Raw genomic sequence first — 15,634 nt, 5'->3', positions numbered from 1 at the left:
GAGGCTCATGTCCGACCAGCAAAACCTGCCACCAAACGGGCTCTCATACAAGCAGGCGGGCGTCGACATCGATGCTGGCAATGCCCTTGTGGAAGCCATCAAGCCGGCTGTTCGGTCGACGCGCCGTCCCGGTGCGGATGGCGAGATTGGCGGATTTGGCGGGTTGTTCGACCTCAAGGCGGCCGGGTTCACCGACCCGGTCCTCGTGGCGGCCAATGACGGCGTCGGCACCAAGCTCAAGATCGCCATCGATACCGGCAATCACAGCACGATCGGCCAGGACCTTGTCGCCATGTGCGTCAACGACATCATCGTGCAGGGCGCCGAGCCGCTGTTCTTCCTCGACTACTTTGCCACCGGCAAGCTGGACGTTGCCCAGGGCACAGCGATTGTCGAAGGCATTGCCGAGGGCTGCCGTATTGCGGGCTGCGCGCTGATTGGCGGCGAAACCGCCGAAATGCCGGGCATGTATCACGGCAATGACTATGACCTGGCCGGCTTTGCGGTCGGTGCCGCAGAGCGTGGCACGCTGCTGCCGCGCCGCGATATCGCCGCGGGTGATGTGCTGGTTGCGATTGCCTCGTCGGGCGTGCATTCCAATGGCTATTCGCTGGTCCGCAAGATTGTCGATCTCTCCGGCATCGACTGGTTCATGGACGCGCCCTTCGCGCCGGGCATGTCGCTGTCACAGGCGCTGCTGACCCCGACCCGCATCTATGTGAAGCCGTTGCTGGCCGCGCTCAAGGCGGGCCTCGGCATCAAGGCGCTGGCCCATATTACCGGTGGCGGTTTCATCGACAATATTCCACGGGTGCTGCCCGAGCATCTGGCGGCCCATGTCGATCTCGGCGCCATCACCGTTCCCAAGGTGTTCGGCTGGCTGGCGCATGTTGGTGGCATATCCGAGCCCGAAATGTTGCGCACCTTCAATTGCGGCGTCGGCATGCTGGTCGCTGTTACCCCCGAGGATGCAGAGCAGCTCGTTGCCCAGCTGACGGCAGATGGCGAAACTGCTGCTATCGTCGGCAAGCTGACCGAACGCACTGGCGAGCCGGTGACCTTCCAGGGTTCGCTGTCGCTGTGAGCCGCAAGAAGGTCGGCATCCTGATCTCTGGTCGCGGCTCAAACATGTCCGCCCTGATCGAAGCCACCAAGGCACCGGATTATCCGGCCGAGGTGGTCGGGGTGCTGTCCAATCGCGCCGCCGCCAAGGGGCTGGAGATCGCTGCCGCGCAGGGCATTGCCACGGCATCGCTGGCGCAGAGCAAGTTCCCGACCCGCGAGGCATTCGAGGACGTGATGACCCGGGTGCTGGAAAGCTGGGAGGTGGACATTGTCTGCCTTGCCGGCTTCATGCGCATCCTGACCCCTGAATTCACGCTGCACTGGGCGGGGCGGATGATCAACATCCACCCATCCCTGTTGCCGCTCTACAAGGGACTGGACACACACGCACGCGCGCTCGCCGATGGGGCGAGCAGGCATGGTTGCACAGTGCATTTCGTTACCCCGGGACTGGACGAAGGAGCGCCGATCCTGGCGGCCGAGGTGCCGGTCCTGCCGGGCGATGATGTGGACACACTCTCGGCCCGGGTGCTGGTCGAGGAGCACCGGATCTATCCCGAGGCGCTGCGCATGCTGGCTGCCGGTGAAGTTGCGTTCAACAGCTAGGCGCGTGGCGGTCATCTCCGCCGGACTTTAGATTTCTTCTATTTCTCCGCACCGATATTGCCCGGAGAAGTGCGGCCATGGGCGGCGTCCACCCGTAAAGTGGGAGCGTCCCGTTACGGCTGCGGAACTGGCCGAGGTGCGCCTTTCCGCTCATCACCAGAATTGATGGATGGGATCGTCAGAATCGGTTCGACCTTTGTTCCGCACAGGCATAGCGTCGCCGCTTCCATGGAGTGGAATCAAATGGCGTTACGGGACTGGCTGCTGATCTTGTTTGTCGGCAGCATCTGGGGCTGCTCTTTCCTGTTCAATGCAGTGCTGATCCGCGAGCTGGGGCCGATCTGGGTCGCAGCCGGTCGCGTCAGCATGGCTGCAGTGGTCAGCTGGATCTTCTTTTTCGGCATGAAGAAGACGCTGCCGCGTGACCCCATGCTTTACATCAAGCTCGGCCTGCTTGGCATTTTCAGCTATGCCATCCCCTTCACGCTGTTCCCACTCGGCCAGGCACATATTCCGAGTGGGCTGACCGCCATCATCAACGCGCTGACGCCGATCATGACGGTGATCGTGTCGCACTTCTGGCCGGGTGGCGAGAAAGCCCGCTTTAACAAGGGCTTGGGCGTATTGGCTGGCTTTGTAGGTGCGGCGCTGCTGGCGTCGCCTGCCCTGTCAGCCGGCAATGGCAATGGTCAGCTCTGGGCCATCGGCGTCTGCCTCCTGGCGACGATCCTCTATGCCATCACGCTCAATGTGGCGCGCAACTTCCGGGCAATCGATCCCACCACAATCGCCACTATTGCACTGACCGGCGCCGCCGTCGCTTCGCTGCCCATGGCCTTCGTCGTCGAGGGCGTGCCCCATGTCACGCGGGTGGAGACCTGGGCCGCATGGCTCGCACTCGCCGTAGTTTCAACCGCCCTGACCTTCCAGATCATGTACCGCATGCTGCCACGGGTCGGCGCCACCAATTTTGCTTCCAACACATTCGTCTCGCCGGTGGTGGCGATTATCCTGGGGGTGACGCTGCTGGGCGAGACCATCCTGCCCGTGCACATTATCGGCATGCTGGTGGTCTTCCTGGGCCTATTGCTGATCGACGGGCGGATCCTCAGGATTGGGCGTCCCGCCGCCGCTTAGGCCCACCGGCAACGCATCGGTGGGCGTCGACAGGTCGATGACGATGCCATTGGGGTCGCGGATCAGCGCTCGCGTCTGGCCATAGGCCTGCGCCGTGGGTGGCTCGATCTGTTCGACCCCAAGCTCTCCCGCCCGCTGATAGGCGGCGAACACATCGTCCACCACCAGTGTCAGGAAGCCGCCTGCGGGTATGCCCCCCGCCGAGCGCGGCGTGAATTCGCTCACCTGATCGATCAGCCCGATCTCAAGCCCGGCCAGCCCGGGCGCAGTCATGACGATGTACCAGTCGCTGGTATAGGTCTGCTCAAAATCGGCCAGCTGCCGATAGAACGCGGCACTGGTGGTCAAATCCTTGACCAGAATGTTGAACATCACACGATCGATGAAGACGGCCATCTGTGCCCCTCGCTGCATGAGTATCCTCATCAACGATGGCGACACGCCACGGTTCCCTATGGAACCGGGTGGACCGGTATCCGTTGGTGCCCCATGAACCAGCCCAACCGCCCCCAGCCAGATATCGATCCGCGCCGCCAGCCCGAGATTGTTCCGCAACCCGAACCGGCGCCGCCCATGCCGGTGCATCTGCCGACCCCGCAGCCGGCCGAGTTTCCGGACGATCCGGCGCCCATTGAGGATCCGCAACCGCCGATCCAGCCGGAACTGCCGCCCGAGCCGGGCAACGACCCCAATCTCTGAACCAACGCGCAGGTGGGGCCGTGGCTTACGCTATTCGATGCCGAGCTTCTTCTTCATCAATTCGTTGAGCGCCTGCGGATTAGCCTTGCCACCCGAAGCCTTCATGGCCTGACCGACAAACCAGCCGATCATGGTTGGCTTAGCCAGGACCTTGGCGACCTGATCTGGATTGGCAGCGATGATTTCATCGATGATCGCCTCGATGGCGCCGAGATCGGTAACCTGCTTGAGACCGCGACGTTCGACCAGCTCGGCCGGATCGGCAGCCTTTTCCTCGGTCAGGATCAGGGCCAGAACGTCCTTGGCGATCTTGGTCGAGATCGTGCCGTCAGCGATCAGATCGGCAATTCCTGCGATCTGGCTGGGCGTCACGTGGGTCTCGGCGAAGGTCACCTGCTGGGTGTTGGCATAGGCCGACAGGTCACCCATGATCAGGTTGACCACCTGCTTGCCATCCCGCGCCTTGCCACCGAACTTGACGGTAGTCTCGTAGAAATCGGCCGCTTCGCGGTCCAGCGTCAGCACCATCGCGTCATAGGCCGAGACGCCGTAATCGGCGATGAAGCGAGCGCGCTTCTCGTCCGGCAGTTCCGGGAGCTTGTCGGCCAGCGCATCGATGAAGGCCTGGTCGAACTCCAGCGGCAGCAGGTCGGGATCGGGGAAGTAGCGATAATCGTGGGCTTCTTCCTTGGAGCGCATCGAGCGGGTTTCGCCCAGCTTGGGATCGAACAGGCGGGTTTCCTGGTCGATCTTGCCGCCGTCTTCCAGAATGTCGATCTGGCGGCGCGCTTCATACTCGATCGCCTGCCCGGCAAAGCGCACGGAGTTGACGTTCTTGATTTCGCAGCGGGTGCCGAATTCGCCACCGGGGCGGCGAACCGAGACGTTGACGTCGGCGCGCATGGAGCCCTGCTCCATATTGCCGTCGCAGGTGCCGAGATAGCGCAGGATGGTGCGCAGCTTGGACAGATAGGTCTTGGCTTCTTCCGACGAGCGCAGGTCGGGCTTGCTGACGATTTCCATCAGCGCCACGCCGGAGCGGTTCAGATCGACAAAGCTCATGTTCGGGTGCTGGTCGTGGATCGACTTGCCGGCGTCCTGCTCGAGGTGCAGGCGCTCGATGCCGATCTCGATCTCGCCATCCTCGCCCATGTCGAGCAGGATTTTGCCCTCGCCGACAATGGGGTCCTTGAACTGGCTGATCTGATAGCCCTGCGGCAGATCGGGATAGAAGTAGTTCTTGCGGTCGAACACGCTGCGCTTGTTGATCTGCGCCTTGAGGCCGAGGCCGGTGCGCACGGCCTGGCGCACGCATTCCTCGTTGATCACGGGGAGCATGCCCGGCATGGCAGCATCGACAAAGGACACATTTGCATTGGGCGGATTGCCGAACTGGGTCGACGAACCCGAGAACAACTTGCTCTCGCTGGTCACCTGGGCGTGCACTTCCATGCCGATGACGATCTCCCAGTCGCCGGTCGAACCGGAGATGAAGCTCTTGGGATTGGGCGTGCGAGTGTCGATAAGGGTCATGCTGTCGGCAATCCTGTGTCCGGTTGCGCGGCCAGTGTCTTGGCCAGCCGCACTTTGTCCAATGCGTAGTTCAGGCTGGGCGAGTGCTTCAACCCGCGCCAGATCGTCTGGTATCCATGCCGATGGTAGAACCGCACCGCGCCAGTGTTGCCGGCATAGGTTTCCAGTTCGACATGATCAAATCCTGCCTTGGCGATACCGACTTCCAGCGCGTCTAGCAAGGCCGCGCCCGCGCCTTGACCCTGCGCATGGGCACCGACCCACAAATCCGAGATCAGGAAGTCGTCATTTTCGCGCGCGCCCCAGCCCAACAGAACGCCGGCGCGTTCGGCAACCAGGGTCCGCGCATGGCATTGCCGGCAGAAGGCGATGAATTCAGCCCGCAGCGCCGCGCGGTCGGCCCGGCCGGCGTCGTGCTCGGCAAAGGCGCTGTTACACCAGGCATCAAAGCCGATTGCACCCAGGGCCTCGGCTTCGTCAATCCGGGCTGGGCGAACGATAATCGGGGAAGCCATCAGTCCTCGTCGATATCGCCTTCAAAGGGCATCAGCACCTTTTCCAGCCGCACGCTCATGAAGGGCTCATGGGCCGCGCGACCGTCCGGGCGCATGGCGAGGATGCGATAGCCCTGCTTTTCGTAGAAGCGCACGGCGCGCACATTATCGGCAGGCGTTTCCAGATGCACCCGCTCGGCGCCCTCCAGCTCCAGCATGGTCTCCATGCGGCGCAGCAGGCGCGAGCCCAGGCCATGACCTTGCAGCTCAGGCATGACGAAGAGATAAGGAATGTAGGCCCGATGGGCTGCCCGCGAGCACCAGGCGACGACAATGCCGTCGACCTCGGCCACAATGATCCGTCCCAGCGTTTCGGAAACTGCCTGGGCCAAGCGGCGTTGCTCGGCTTCCCGCATGCCCAGCCGCTCGGTCAAAAGCGGCAGGATGCCGCTTTCCCAGGCGCGGTAGGAGATATCGGCCAGGCGCCTGGCATCTGCGGTTTCGGCTTTGCGAATAACGACGCCAGGCATGTCCCGTACTCCGTTCGCTAGTCAGCGCGTCGCCGCGCCGCGATGATGCCCTTCTCGTAGTTGATGTTCCAGTCGATCAGGGTCCGCCACACAAGTTCGGCCTGATCTTCATCAAGATCAAGAGCCAAACTCCGGGTTCTGACGCGATCGATCACCGCGGCGATGCGGGCGGGGTCGTTCGCCTCGTGCGGATCGGTCTTGATCTCGGCCATGCGCGTCACGTAGCGGTGCCGCTCGGCAAACAGGTTGAGCAGGGCCTGATCGATGCGGTCGATCTCGACCCGGACATCGTCCTTGGTTGTGCACTGGGCGGGCATCTTGAGTGCGGTCACGGCGTCTTCCAATCTAAGAATGTCTGTTGCTGGTTTGCACCGGCAGGACGGCAATTTCAATAAGTCTGGTCGTCCATTCTGGCATCGCCGCCCGCGCGGCGCTACACAGGCCGGGCAAATCAAGGCTACGCTTTATGTCTAATTCATTTGAGTCCTGCTGAGGCCCCGTACACTTCGGTGACGGGGCAGGAATGAACCCAATCTGCCGTCCAGCGTGATGCGGGCGGTCGATTTCGTTTGTTCGCGGGCCGGATTTGCAGTCGTCACAGCGCGACCGCCGCCCGCCGCTATCGGGCTGATAAACTCAAATGAATATCTCCAAACGGGAACACCGGGTGCTGACGGCACTCGCCCAGGGCGGTCGCATCATGCTGCTGCGTGACGACAACCGCAAACTGCTCAATGCTGAACTCTACAATCGCGACGGCTGGCTGATGACCAATTGCGATCTGTCGATGTTCAAGCAGCTCAAGGCCAAGAAAGCCATCGCATCAACGGGCGGCAAGCCTTACCGCATCACGCGGGACGGCATCAGGATGATGACAGCCTTCGACAACCGCTAGGACAAACGACCTCCGGTGCATTTGGCGCCGGAGGTCGCTTCAATCAGAGCTGGCCGACCAGCGCCGGCTCCTCGCGATACTCGTTGGGGAACAGCTCGCGCAGGGCGGCGATCTTGGGCAGGTCGTTATAGACGATATAAGGATAGGTCGGGTTCAGGGTCAGAAAATCCTGATGATACTGCTCGGCAGGATAGAAGGCCTTGAACGGCTCGATCGTGGTCACGATGGGCCCCGAGAACAGCTTTGCAGCGTCCAGTTGCGCGATATAATCGGCCGCGACCTTGGCCTGTTCATCGGTGACGGGAAAAATGGTCGAACGATATTGGGTGCCGTGATCGGGGCCCTGGAAGTTCAGCTGCGTAGGGTTATGGGCCACCGAAAAATAGATCTGCAGCAGGTCGCCATAGCTCACGACGCTGGGATCGTAGGTCACCTCTACGGTCTCGGCATGGCCGGTCTGGCCGGAGCCGGTCTGCTGATAGGTTGCCGTCTCGGCTGCGCCACCTGAATAGCCCGAAACCGCATTACTCACGCCTTTGACGTGCTGGAACACGCCCTGCACACCCCAGAAGCAGCCGCCGGCAAAGACCGCCACCGCACTTGTCCCGCTATCGGCAATGTCGACCGCCGGCGCGGGAATAACCACCGGTTCCTCGGCTGCGCGGGCCGACACGCTCCAGGCGGCAACCATCAACAGGGGCAGAACCACGATTGCCGCCCAGAGCGATCTGCTGGGCGAGAGGCTGGCGGCACGAACGACAGGACGGATCATGGCTGGCACCTTGGATGAAACATCAACTTGGATAGACCCAATATGGTCGCTGGCCGGAAAAAGTTCACCGCCCTCACAGCGAAATGAAGCAGAACGTGAACGAGCGCCCTGCCCGCCATATCCGCTGGAAGCCGCCACCGGACTTCAGCGCAGGATCGAGCAATCGCGACAGCCGATGAGTTCGCTCGACGTCCCCCGGCGGTGCAAAAATGGTCGCAATCGGGCGCTAGTGCCGTCGCAATAGCTGACGCATGCCGACATGAAGGAAAGCTCATTGCTGACGAACTCTCTTGACCACAGCGCGCGGGGCCTTGCGGCGGTGCTGGTGACGATGCTGCTGGTGCCGCAGCCTGCTGCGGCTGCCGATCGCCTCTGCGCGCCGGACACCTTCGAGGGCGAGCGCTATATTGTCTGCACGATCGATCCGCAGGTCGATGATCTGCAGCTGTTCTGGAAGAATGCCGATGGCGCGCCGCATCGGTATTTCTCCAGCGTGGCCGAGGCGGTCAGTGCCGGTGGCCGGACGCTGAGCCTGGGGGTGAATGCTGGCATGTATCTGCCCGACTACTCCCCGAGCGGGCTCTACATCGAGAATGGGCAGGAGCTGCGCCCCGCCAACACCGCCAGCGTCGAAGGCCCGCCGGCCAAGGTGCCGAACTTCTTCAAGAAGCCCAATGGCGTGTTCTTCATCGATGCCAACGGCGCCGGCGTTCTACCGACCGAGGCATTTCTCGAACAGCGGCCCGCTGCGCGACTGGCGACGCAATCGGGCCCGATGCTGGTCATCGACAACCAGTTGCATCCGGCCTTTATCGCTGGCTCGTCGGATCGAACCCGGCGCAGTGGCGTCGGGGTTTGCGAGAATGGGCTGGTGCGCATTGCCATCAGCGAATCCAGCGTCAATTTCCATGACTTCGCGCGGTTGTTCCGTGATCAACTGGCTTGCCCCAATGCCCTGTTCCTCGACGGTGGCCGTGGCGTGGGCATCTACAGCCCGGATATGGGCCGCAATGACCGGTCCTGGCATGGTGGCTTTGGCCCGATTCTCGGCGTTGTAGAATAGGCAGCGGGGGGCCCGCCGTTCCGGCTACCAGCGGATGGCGCCGAGGCGCACCATGCCATCCTTTTCAAGCACATCGACGGCGGTCAGCGCGCAGGGCATGGCCGGCCCTGTCACGCAATGCCCGTCCTCGATGGCAAACATCGCCCCATGCATGGAGCACATCAACGTGGCGCCATCGGCGCTCAGGATATTGGGGCCGGCAAAGTCGAGCGGCAGATATTGATGCGGGCAGGCATTGAGGAAGGCCCGTAGCTGACCATTGCGGCGCGTGACCAGCACCGACCAGATCTGATCATCCTCTGTCAGCTGCAGAATGCGTAACCCACCCTCTACCAGACCGGCGGCGGCAAAGCCCACCGCCGCGTCTGGCTCACTGGTCTCGGAGCCCAGATTCATGCCGATTTGAGCACGCCACGACGAATCTGATCTTCCTCGATCGACTCAAACAGGGCCTTGAAGTTACCCTCGCCGAAGCCGTCGTCACCCTTGCGCTGGATGAACTCGAAGAAGATCGGGCCGATCACGGTCTTGGAGAAGATCTGCAGCAGGATGCGCGTGGTGCCGCCATCGACGACGCCTTCGCCATCGATGAGAATGCCGCGCGCCTTCAGCCGGTCCAGCGGTTCGGTATGCCCCTTCACTCGACGCTTCGACATTTCGTAATATGTGTCTGGTGGGCCGGGCATAAATTCAACGCCGCGCGCTGCGATGGCGTCAGTTGAGGCGTAAATATCCTCCGATGCCACGGCGATGTGCTGGATGCCCTCGCCCTTGTACTCGCGCAGATATTCTTCGATCTGGCTCTTGTCGTCGGCGCTCTCGTTGATCGGGATACGGATTTTGCCGCAGGGCGACGTCAAGGCGCGACTGGTGAGGCCAGTCATCTTGCCGGCGATGTCGAAATAGCGGATTTCGCGGAACTTGAAGGTGTCGGCATAGAAGCGATACCAGGTGTCCATGTTGCCGCGGATCACGTTGTGGGTCAGGTGATCGAGATAGTAGAAACCGACGCCCTCGGGCCTGGGATCGACAGCGCCGGTCCATTCGAACTCCGCCGCATAGGGCGACCCTTTGGCGCCATAGGTAGCGACGAAGTAGAGCAGCGAGCCACCAATGCCGTAGACGGCGGGCACGTCGAGCGCCTTGCCATTGCCGGTATATTCCCTGGCGCCCAGATCGAGCGCCCGCCTGAGCGCGACCTGTGCGTCAACGACCCGCCAGGCCATGCCGGGGGCGCAAGGGCCCTTCTCGGCCACGAAGGCGGCAGCGTGCGTGCCCGGCTCGCGGTTGATCACATAATTGATGTCGCCCTGGCGGTAGACGACAATATCCTTGCTGCGGTGTCGCGCCACCAGTTCATAGCCCATGGCCTCGAACAGGGTTTCGAGCTTGCCGGCTTGGGGGTGGGCGAATTCAACGAATTCAAAGCCATCGGTACCAGCCGGGTTGGCTTCGCTGATGGTCGGCGGCGGCGCGTCGTGCGGGTAAGGGCCCATATGATCCTACTCCAGGATGGAACGAGGATGCACTGGGGCGAGCAGATTTGGCTTGCATTCTGCGGTCATCTGGCTCGAAATCTGCATAATCGACGCATGAATGGGCTGTTTGATGCAAGAAATCACGCTGGATGCATTCGACTACGCAATCTTGTCGGCACTACAGGCAGATGGGTCGCTGACCAATGCGCAGCTTGCCGAACGCGTCAATCTGTCGGCTTCGCAATGCTCCCGGCGCAAGGCGGCGCTGGAGGCCTCCGGCTATATCGAGGGCTACACGGCGCGGCTCAATACTGCAAAGCTCGGGTTTACGGTGGAGGCCTTTGTGCGGGTTAATCTGTCGTCACACGGCAAGGCCCAGGCCGAGGATTTCGCAACCTATCTCGAGGCGTTTCCGCAGGTGCGAGCCGCCTATTCGGTTTCGGGCGACGCCGACTATGTCCTGCATGTTACGGCGCGCGACCTTGAGCATTTCGCCGAGTTCATCCACCGTCACCTGTTGCCCTATGGCCGGATCGGTCAGGTTCGTTCCGAGATCGTGTTGACGACGCTCAAGCAATCGGGCGGCCTGCCGCTGCGCCATGGCGGCTTGTGACCACGCTTGTATGACGGCGATTAGCAGGTAGATTTACGATGCAATCCAACTGTTTGAGGGACAGGCTGCAATGAAGATGTTCACGGCACTATCGATCGCCCTACTTGCGCTGCCGACACTGGCGCAGGCCGCCGATGAGACAGTAATGATCGCGGGAACGGACCGCCAGATTCCGGCGACGATCACGCTACCGGAAGGCGATGGACCGTTTCCATTTGTCGTGATGTTCCATGGCACTGGATCTGACCGCCACGAGGCCGGTGGGGGTTATGACCTGCTGGCGCCCAAACTGGCGGCGGCAGGGATCGCCAGCGCCCGCTTCGACTTCGCCGGAAATGGCGACAGCCCCGCTGAATATCTTGAATATACGCCGAGCAGCGGCATGCAGGATGGGCTCGACGTCATCGCCCATATGCGTGGGCTTGAGCAAATTGATGATGCCCGACTGGGTCTGTTGGGGTGGAGCCAGGGTGGTCTGGTCGCGATGCTGACCGCGAGCCACACGCCGGATGTGCGCAGCCTCGTGACCTGGGCCGGTGTGGTCGATATGACCGGTTTCAGCCCAGAGGAATATGCCGAGGCGCAGAAGAATGGTTTTGCCGTCGTCGAGTTTGACTGGCGCCCGGCCCTGAACCGTTCGCTGGCCTGGTATGATGAAGTGCGCGCCCTCGATCTCGCCAAGGACCTCGCGGGTTACAGTGGCGCGGTGTTGGCGATTGCCGGCGCCAATGATGATGTCGTCGCGCCCGCTGTGACCGACACCATTCTTGCTGCCGTTGGCTCGGCGAACAAGCAGAAGGAGATCATTGCCGGGGCCGATCACACGTTCAACATCTTCTCCGGCGACATGGCCGCCTTCGACAGGCTCTCCCAGTTAACGGTCGATTGGTTCAAAAGCTCGCTCTGAGACGCGCACGAATAGCGCGCCACAGACCGCATGAATGACGGCCTCAGCCTCTCGCTGAGGCCTTTTTTATGTCCGTTGAAACGGTCGCGCTCATGATCGACGGCCAGAGATTTCTCCGGCGTCCAGATGCATTCAGCCGGCTTTTCGGCGAGGGCACGGCCCCAGATTCCCCCGTGGATAATGTGTCGAGCAGGCCCAAAGCGGGCATTGACACCGCTTTGCATCTTCCATACCACACATTGGTACCATTGTTGGACCATGGAGTGAGGAATGGTTCGCGTATCGGCGGTTCAAAGCGTGCTGGAGGCGCTTAAAACCGAAATCCAGACGCAATATCAGCCAGGCGACTACCTGCCCAACGAGCGGCTTTTCGCCGAACGTTTCGGGGTTGGGCGCAATACCGTGCGCGAAGCCCTGATCGTGCTGGAGGCCTATGGCTATGTGGAAAAGACCCAGCGGGGGCCGCGGGTCTGCACCCCAGACATCGCGGTGGCGTTCAACGTTTTCGCGCAGTATTTCGACCGCAGCCTGAACACCTGCAAGGACCTGCTGGAGTTCCGCCGCATCATCGAGCTCGGGATCCTGCCGTCCGTCGTCACCAATATTTCCGACGCCGATATCGACAAGCTGGAGGATCTGGTGCGGCGCATGGAGCGGGCGTTGACGGCCCGGCAGGCAGCCGAGGCCGACTATGCCTTCCACAATATGATGGTCGAAGCCTCGGGCAATGCGGTGATCCGCAAGCTCTACCGCGTCCTCGCCCAGAGCATCGTTTTCTACATGGAGATCGGCAAGCACGTGCCGCGCCACGACATTGCGTCGGCCGACAACCACCTCTCCATCGTCGACGCCCTGCGGCGTCGTTCCTATCCCGAACTGCTCGCCGCCTGCACCGATCACTATCGCTATAGCGAAGGGGTGCTGGAGGAAACTATGACCCGCGACATGGCCTTGCCTGTCACTACGGAGCCTGCCCCATGAAAGCGTTGATGATCGAAGCCGAAGGGCGCTCCGCCCTGCACGACGTTGCCGAACGCACGCCCGGACCGGGCGAGGTGCTGGTGCGCGTGCGCCATGTCGGCCTCTGCGGCAGCGATCTGAACACCTTTCGGGGGTTGAACCCGCTCGTCACCCTGCCGCGCATTCCCGGCCATGAAATTGGCGGAGAGATCGCCGCCCTGGGGCCTGAAGTTCCGGCTGGTTACGCCATTGGCCAGCGCGTCGTCGTGCTGCCTTACACCAGTTGCGGCACGTGTTCGTCCTGCCGCAAGGGCCGCACCAATGCCTGCCGCTACAACAAGACGCTGGGCGTGCAGCAGGATGGTGGGCTCGCCGAGTCGATCGTGCTGCCCTATGGCAAGCTCATCACCAACGACACTCTGGCGGCGCGCCATCTGGCGCTAGTCGAACCGCTCTCGGTGGGTTTTCATGCCGTTGCCCGCGGGACGGTAGGTGCAGGCGACACTGTCGTTGTGATCGGCTGTGGCATGATCGGGATGGGCGCTATCGTCGCCGCTGCAGCCCGCGGCGCCCGGGTGATTGCCATTGACGTCAACGCCGACAAGGCCGCCTACGCCACCCGTTTTGGCGCGGCCCATGCCGTTGATGCTTCCAGCGAGAACGTGGCTGAGCGCATCGAGGCGCTGACCAATGGCGACGGTGCCGACGTGGTGGTGGAAGCCGTCGGCCTGCCGGTGACGTTCACCCAGGCCATCGATCTGGCGGGCTTTGCCGGGCGGGTGGTCTATGTTGGCTATTCCAAGGCCCCGGTCACCTATGAGACGCGGTTCTTCAATCTCAAGGAACTCGACATCATGGGCTCGCGCAATGCGACCATGGCCGATTTCGAGGCTGTGATCGCCTATCTCGAAACGCTGGGCGACGCCGCTGATGGGCTGGTAACGCGCACCTTCCCCTTCGCCCAGGCCGATCAGGCGCTGCCCCATTGGGCCAGCCATCCCGACGCGCTCAAGATCATGATCGAAGTCTAGGACCGCCCCATGACACTGCCGAATTGGAGCCAGGCCTTTGGTCTGGCGGGAAAGACAGCGCTTGTCACCGGTGGCGGTTCGGGCCTCGGCCTCGCCATTGCCCGCTGCATGGCCAGCGCCGGGGCGCGCGTCATCCTTGCCGGTCGCCGGCGCGACGTACTGGACGCCGCCGTGGCCGATATCGGCGACATGGCCGTGGCTGAAACGATCGACCTTGCCGATGTGGACAGCGTTGCGGCAACGGCCGCCGGAATTCTCGAACGGCAGGGACCAATCGATATTCTGGTCAATAATGCCGGCAACACCGTCAAGAAGCCGTTCGAGCAGTCGACCATGGCTGATTTCGATCAGGTGTTCGACGTGCATGTGCGCGGCGCGCTGGAACTGACCCGCGCCCTGCTCGGTCCGCAGCTCGAACGCGGCACCGGTTCGGTGATCTTCACCGCCTCGATGACCTCGTTTATCGGGCAGCCGATGGTGCTGGGCTACACCGCCTCAAAAACCGCCATTACCGGCATTGTGCGTGGCCTGTCGGCGGAATTCGCCGGACGAGGCATCCGCGTCAATGCCGTCGCGCCGGGCTGGATCGACACCGATCTGTTCCGCGCCGCCACTGCCGCCGATCCGGCGCGCAAGGCAAAAATCCTTGGCCGCATCCAAACCAACACTTTGGGGCAGCCGGACGACATAGGCTGGGCCTGCGTTTATCTCGCATCCCCCGCTGCTGCCTATGTGACTGGACAAACCCTCGTCGTCGACGGTGGGGGAGTCATCGGGTTTTAAGCCCGCGGCATTCTGCCGAAAAATCTAGCTGGAGGAACGAATACATGTTGAAGAAACTTGCCGGCAGCGTCGCTGTCTGCGTCCTTGCCCTGGGCATCACCGGTGCTGCTGCTCAGGACGTCAAGCTGCGCGTGGCCTATGAAAACAATCCAGGCGAGCCGGTCGATATCGTCGCCAATTACTGGAAAGACCTGGTTGCCGAAAAGAGCGGCGGCCGCATCGCGCTGGAGCTCTATCCCAGCTCGCAGATGGGCTCCAAGGCCGACGTGACCGAGCAGGCCATTGCCGGTCTCAACGTGGTGCAGATCAGCGATGTCGGCTTCCTCGCCGATTACGAGCCCGACCTGGGCGTGCTGTTCGGGCCCTATCTGACCGATGATCCGGCAAAGCTGTTCGCCATCTATGACGGCGAGTGGTTCAAGGCCAAGGACGAAGCCCTGCGCGCCAAGGGCGTGCGGATCGTGATGCCGAACCTGCTCTATGGCGTGCGCCAACTGATCACCACCAAGCCGGTTCGCACCCCTGCCGACCTGCAGGGCATGAAGATCCGCGTTCCCAATAACATCATGCAGATCAAGATTCTTGAGGCGATGGGCGCAACCGCGACCCCAATGCCGCTGGGCGAAACCTTTGGCGCCCTGGCGCAGGGCGTGATCGACGGCGTGGAAAACCCGATTGCCGTGCTTTACGGCCAGAAGTTCCACGAAGAGGCCAAGTACCTCTCGATGATCAACTACCTGACCAATACGGCGATGTTCATCGGCGGCGAGGCCTATTTCTCGACGCTGGCGCCTGAAGATGCAGCACTGATCCAGGAAACGGCTTACGAAGCCGGCCTTTACAGCCAGAAGCTCATCACCGATCTGGACGCCAAGATGGTCGACGAAATGAAGGCTGCCGGGGTCGAAGTCATCGAAGTCGACACCGCACCCTTCAAGGAACTGAGCATGAAGGTCTACTCCGAGTTCCCGGAATGGACCCCTGGCCTTTACGACCTGATCCAGGCCGAAATCCAGTAATTCGTGCGCGGCGGGCGCCCTGCCCGCCGCATCCCCCAAGCTGCGCGCC

The 15,634-nt window shown here is 62.1% G+C and carries 20 protein-coding genes; 12 read left to right on the top strand and 8 right to left on the bottom strand.

Features of this window, described 5'->3' with window-relative positions:
• The first annotated feature begins 7 nt into the window (after window positions 1–7).
• From purM to BUA69_RS13905, 3 genes are all read left to right on the top strand, one after another.
• Window positions 8–1,084 (top strand): phosphoribosylformylglycinamidine cyclo-ligase, encoded by a 1,077-nt coding sequence (purM, locus tag BUA69_RS13915; RefSeq protein WP_046136078.1) that lies wholly within the window; start codon window positions 8–10, stop codon window positions 1,082–1,084.
• Window positions 1,081–1,671: a phosphoribosylglycinamide formyltransferase gene (gene purN, locus BUA69_RS13910; protein WP_244468789.1), complete on the top strand. Its 591-nt coding sequence runs from the start codon at window positions 1,081–1,083 to the stop codon at window positions 1,669–1,671. The genes purM and purN overlap by 4 nt, the downstream gene beginning before the upstream one ends.
• Before the next feature lie 243 nt (window positions 1,672–1,914).
• A complete protein-coding gene (locus BUA69_RS13905) occupies window positions 1,915–2,808 on the top strand; it encodes a DMT family transporter (protein ID WP_046136077.1) in 894 nt (297 codons plus the stop codon).
• On the opposite strand, the gene BUA69_RS13900 is transcribed toward BUA69_RS13905, so the two are convergent.
• Window positions 2,755–3,204 carry a VOC family protein gene (locus BUA69_RS13900; protein WP_046136076.1) on the bottom strand — a complete coding sequence of 150 codons (450 nt, stop codon included), beginning with the start codon at window positions 3,202–3,204 and terminating at the stop codon, window positions 2,755–2,757. The two genes, BUA69_RS13905 and BUA69_RS13900, sit on opposite strands and share 54 nt — an antisense overlap.
• Window positions 3,205–3,297: 93 nt before the next feature.
• Here BUA69_RS13900 and BUA69_RS21020 point away from each other — a divergent pair, with 93 nt between their 5' ends.
• Window positions 3,298–3,507 (top strand): hypothetical protein, encoded by a 210-nt coding sequence (locus tag BUA69_RS21020; protein ID WP_046136075.1) that lies wholly within the window; start codon window positions 3,298–3,300, stop codon window positions 3,505–3,507.
• A 30-nt stretch (window positions 3,508–3,537) separates the two neighbouring features.
• Here BUA69_RS21020 and gatB read toward each other — a convergent pair whose 3' ends face one another.
• Genes gatB through BUA69_RS13875 form a run of 4 tightly spaced genes read right to left on the bottom strand, consistent with a single transcriptional unit; the run spans window position 3,538 to window position 6,396 of the window.
• On the bottom strand, window positions 3,538–5,040 hold the full coding sequence (gene gatB, locus BUA69_RS13890) for an Asp-tRNA(Asn)/Glu-tRNA(Gln) amidotransferase subunit GatB (RefSeq protein WP_046136074.1): 1,503 nt from the start codon (window positions 5,038–5,040) through the stop codon (window positions 3,538–3,540).
• Window positions 5,037–5,555, bottom strand: a complete 519-nt coding sequence (locus BUA69_RS13885; RefSeq protein WP_052950647.1) for a GNAT family N-acetyltransferase — start codon at window positions 5,553–5,555, stop codon at window positions 5,037–5,039. Before BUA69_RS13885 ends, gatB begins: the two co-directional genes overlap by 4 nt.
• Complete coding sequence (locus BUA69_RS13880; protein WP_046136072.1) at window positions 5,555–6,064, bottom strand: GNAT family N-acetyltransferase; 510 nt, start codon at window positions 6,062–6,064, stop codon at window positions 5,555–5,557. The genes BUA69_RS13885 and BUA69_RS13880 overlap by 1 nt, the downstream gene beginning before the upstream one ends.
• Window positions 6,065–6,081: 17 nt before the next feature.
• On the bottom strand, window positions 6,082–6,396 hold the full coding sequence (locus tag BUA69_RS13875; protein WP_082093900.1) for a chorismate mutase: 315 nt from the start codon (window positions 6,394–6,396) through the stop codon (window positions 6,082–6,084).
• Between the two features lie 308 nt (window positions 6,397–6,704).
• On the opposite strand from BUA69_RS13875, the gene BUA69_RS13870 reads away from it, so the two are divergent.
• Window positions 6,705–6,959 (top strand): YjhX family toxin, encoded by a 255-nt coding sequence (locus tag BUA69_RS13870; protein ID WP_046136071.1) that lies wholly within the window; start codon window positions 6,705–6,707, stop codon window positions 6,957–6,959.
• A gap of 43 nt (window positions 6,960–7,002) precedes the next feature.
• On the opposite strand, the gene msrA is transcribed toward BUA69_RS13870, so the two are convergent.
• Window positions 7,003–7,731: a peptide-methionine (S)-S-oxide reductase MsrA gene (gene msrA, locus BUA69_RS13865; RefSeq protein ID WP_046136070.1), complete on the bottom strand. Its 729-nt coding sequence runs from the start codon at window positions 7,729–7,731 to the stop codon at window positions 7,003–7,005.
• A gap of 331 nt (window positions 7,732–8,062) precedes the next feature.
• On the opposite strand from msrA, the gene BUA69_RS13860 reads away from it, so the two are divergent.
• On the top strand, window positions 8,063–8,794 hold the full coding sequence (locus BUA69_RS13860) for a phosphodiester glycosidase family protein (protein ID WP_046136158.1): 732 nt from the start codon (window positions 8,063–8,065) through the stop codon (window positions 8,792–8,794).
• 24 nt (window positions 8,795–8,818) lie between these two features.
• Here the strand turns inward: BUA69_RS13860 and BUA69_RS13855 are convergent, their stop codons facing one another.
• Together BUA69_RS13855 and hppD are read right to left on the bottom strand one after the other, a co-directional pair.
• Window positions 8,819–9,190: a Rieske (2Fe-2S) protein gene (locus tag BUA69_RS13855; RefSeq protein ID WP_052950646.1), complete on the bottom strand. Its 372-nt coding sequence runs from the start codon at window positions 9,188–9,190 to the stop codon at window positions 8,819–8,821.
• The gene (gene hppD, locus BUA69_RS13850) at window positions 9,187–10,290 is read right to left on the bottom strand and encodes a 4-hydroxyphenylpyruvate dioxygenase (protein WP_046136069.1); all 1,104 of its coding nucleotides are present in this window, start codon (window positions 10,288–10,290) and stop codon (window positions 9,187–9,189) included. The genes BUA69_RS13855 and hppD overlap by 4 nt, the downstream gene beginning before the upstream one ends.
• Window positions 10,291–10,402: 112 nt before the next feature.
• Between hppD and BUA69_RS13845 the strand changes: the two genes are divergently transcribed.
• The 6 genes from BUA69_RS13845 to BUA69_RS13820 all read left to right on the top strand — a co-directional run bounded on the left by BUA69_RS13845 (window position 10,403) and on the right by BUA69_RS13820 (window position 15,585).
• Window positions 10,403–10,885, top strand: a complete 483-nt coding sequence (locus tag BUA69_RS13845) for an Lrp/AsnC family transcriptional regulator (protein WP_046136068.1) — start codon at window positions 10,403–10,405, stop codon at window positions 10,883–10,885.
• Window positions 10,886–10,955: 70 nt separating this feature from the next.
• Entirely contained in the window at window positions 10,956–11,792 is an 837-nt protein-coding gene (locus tag BUA69_RS13840; RefSeq protein ID WP_052950645.1) for an alpha/beta hydrolase family protein, read from the top strand.
• A 270-nt stretch (window positions 11,793–12,062) separates the two neighbouring features.
• Window positions 12,063–12,773, top strand: a complete 711-nt coding sequence (locus tag BUA69_RS13835; protein WP_046136067.1) for a FadR/GntR family transcriptional regulator — start codon at window positions 12,063–12,065, stop codon at window positions 12,771–12,773.
• Window positions 12,770–13,783 (top strand): zinc-binding alcohol dehydrogenase family protein, encoded by a 1,014-nt coding sequence (locus BUA69_RS13830; protein ID WP_046136066.1) that lies wholly within the window; start codon window positions 12,770–12,772, stop codon window positions 13,781–13,783. The genes BUA69_RS13835 and BUA69_RS13830 overlap by 4 nt, the downstream gene beginning before the upstream one ends.
• A 9-nt stretch (window positions 13,784–13,792) precedes the next feature.
• A complete protein-coding gene (locus BUA69_RS13825; protein ID WP_046136065.1) occupies window positions 13,793–14,566 on the top strand; it encodes an SDR family NAD(P)-dependent oxidoreductase in 774 nt (257 codons plus the stop codon).
• 44 nt (window positions 14,567–14,610) lie between these two features.
• Window positions 14,611–15,585, top strand: coding sequence for a C4-dicarboxylate TRAP transporter substrate-binding protein (locus BUA69_RS13820; RefSeq protein WP_046136064.1), 975 nt, complete (start codon window positions 14,611–14,613; stop codon window positions 15,583–15,585).
• Window positions 15,586–15,634: the final 49 nt, after the last annotated feature.

It is taken from the genome of Devosia limi DSM 17137 (genome assembly GCF_900128975.1).
Classification (GTDB): Bacteria; Pseudomonadota; Alphaproteobacteria; order Rhizobiales; family Devosiaceae; genus Devosia; species Devosia limi.
The sequence above is the reverse complement of the archived record's forward strand: the minus strand, read 5'-3'. Positions and strand labels throughout refer to the sequence as shown.

Coding starts and splice junctions, on each gene's coding strand:
- purM (WP_046136078.1), top strand. CDS start 8: ATGTCCGACCAGCAAAACCTGCCACCAAACGGGCTCTCATACAAGCAG.
- BUA69_RS13905 (WP_046136077.1), top strand. CDS start 1,915: ATGGCGTTACGGGACTGGCTGCTGATCTTGTTTGTCGGCAGCATCTGG.
- BUA69_RS13900 (WP_046136076.1), bottom strand. CDS start 3,204: ATGGCCGTCTTCATCGATCGTGTGATGTTCAACATTCTGGTCAAGGAT.
- BUA69_RS21020 (WP_046136075.1), top strand. CDS start 3,298: ATGAACCAGCCCAACCGCCCCCAGCCAGATATCGATCCGCGCCGCCAG.
- gatB (WP_046136074.1), bottom strand. CDS start 5,040: ATGACCCTTATCGACACTCGCACGCCCAATCCCAAGAGCTTCATCTCC.
- BUA69_RS13885 (WP_052950647.1), bottom strand. CDS start 5,555: ATGGCTTCCCCGATTATCGTTCGCCCAGCCCGGATTGACGAAGCCGAG.
- BUA69_RS13880 (WP_046136072.1), bottom strand. CDS start 6,064: ATGCCTGGCGTCGTTATTCGCAAAGCCGAAACCGCAGATGCCAGGCGC.
- BUA69_RS13870 (WP_046136071.1), top strand. CDS start 6,705: ATGAATATCTCCAAACGGGAACACCGGGTGCTGACGGCACTCGCCCAG.
- msrA (WP_046136070.1), bottom strand. CDS start 7,731: ATGATCCGTCCTGTCGTTCGTGCCGCCAGCCTCTCGCCCAGCAGATCG.
- BUA69_RS13860 (WP_046136158.1), top strand. CDS start 8,063: ATGCTGCTGGTGCCGCAGCCTGCTGCGGCTGCCGATCGCCTCTGCGCG.
- BUA69_RS13855 (WP_052950646.1), bottom strand. CDS start 9,190: ATGAATCTGGGCTCCGAGACCAGTGAGCCAGACGCGGCGGTGGGCTTT.
- hppD (WP_046136069.1), bottom strand. CDS start 10,290: ATGGGCCCTTACCCGCACGACGCGCCGCCGCCGACCATCAGCGAAGCC.
- BUA69_RS13845 (WP_046136068.1), top strand. CDS start 10,403: ATGCAAGAAATCACGCTGGATGCATTCGACTACGCAATCTTGTCGGCA.
- BUA69_RS13840 (WP_052950645.1), top strand. CDS start 10,956: ATGAAGATGTTCACGGCACTATCGATCGCCCTACTTGCGCTGCCGACA.
- BUA69_RS13835 (WP_046136067.1), top strand. CDS start 12,063: ATGGTTCGCGTATCGGCGGTTCAAAGCGTGCTGGAGGCGCTTAAAACC.
- BUA69_RS13830 (WP_046136066.1), top strand. CDS start 12,770: ATGAAAGCGTTGATGATCGAAGCCGAAGGGCGCTCCGCCCTGCACGAC.
- BUA69_RS13825 (WP_046136065.1), top strand. CDS start 13,793: ATGACACTGCCGAATTGGAGCCAGGCCTTTGGTCTGGCGGGAAAGACA.
- BUA69_RS13820 (WP_046136064.1), top strand. CDS start 14,611: ATGTTGAAGAAACTTGCCGGCAGCGTCGCTGTCTGCGTCCTTGCCCTG.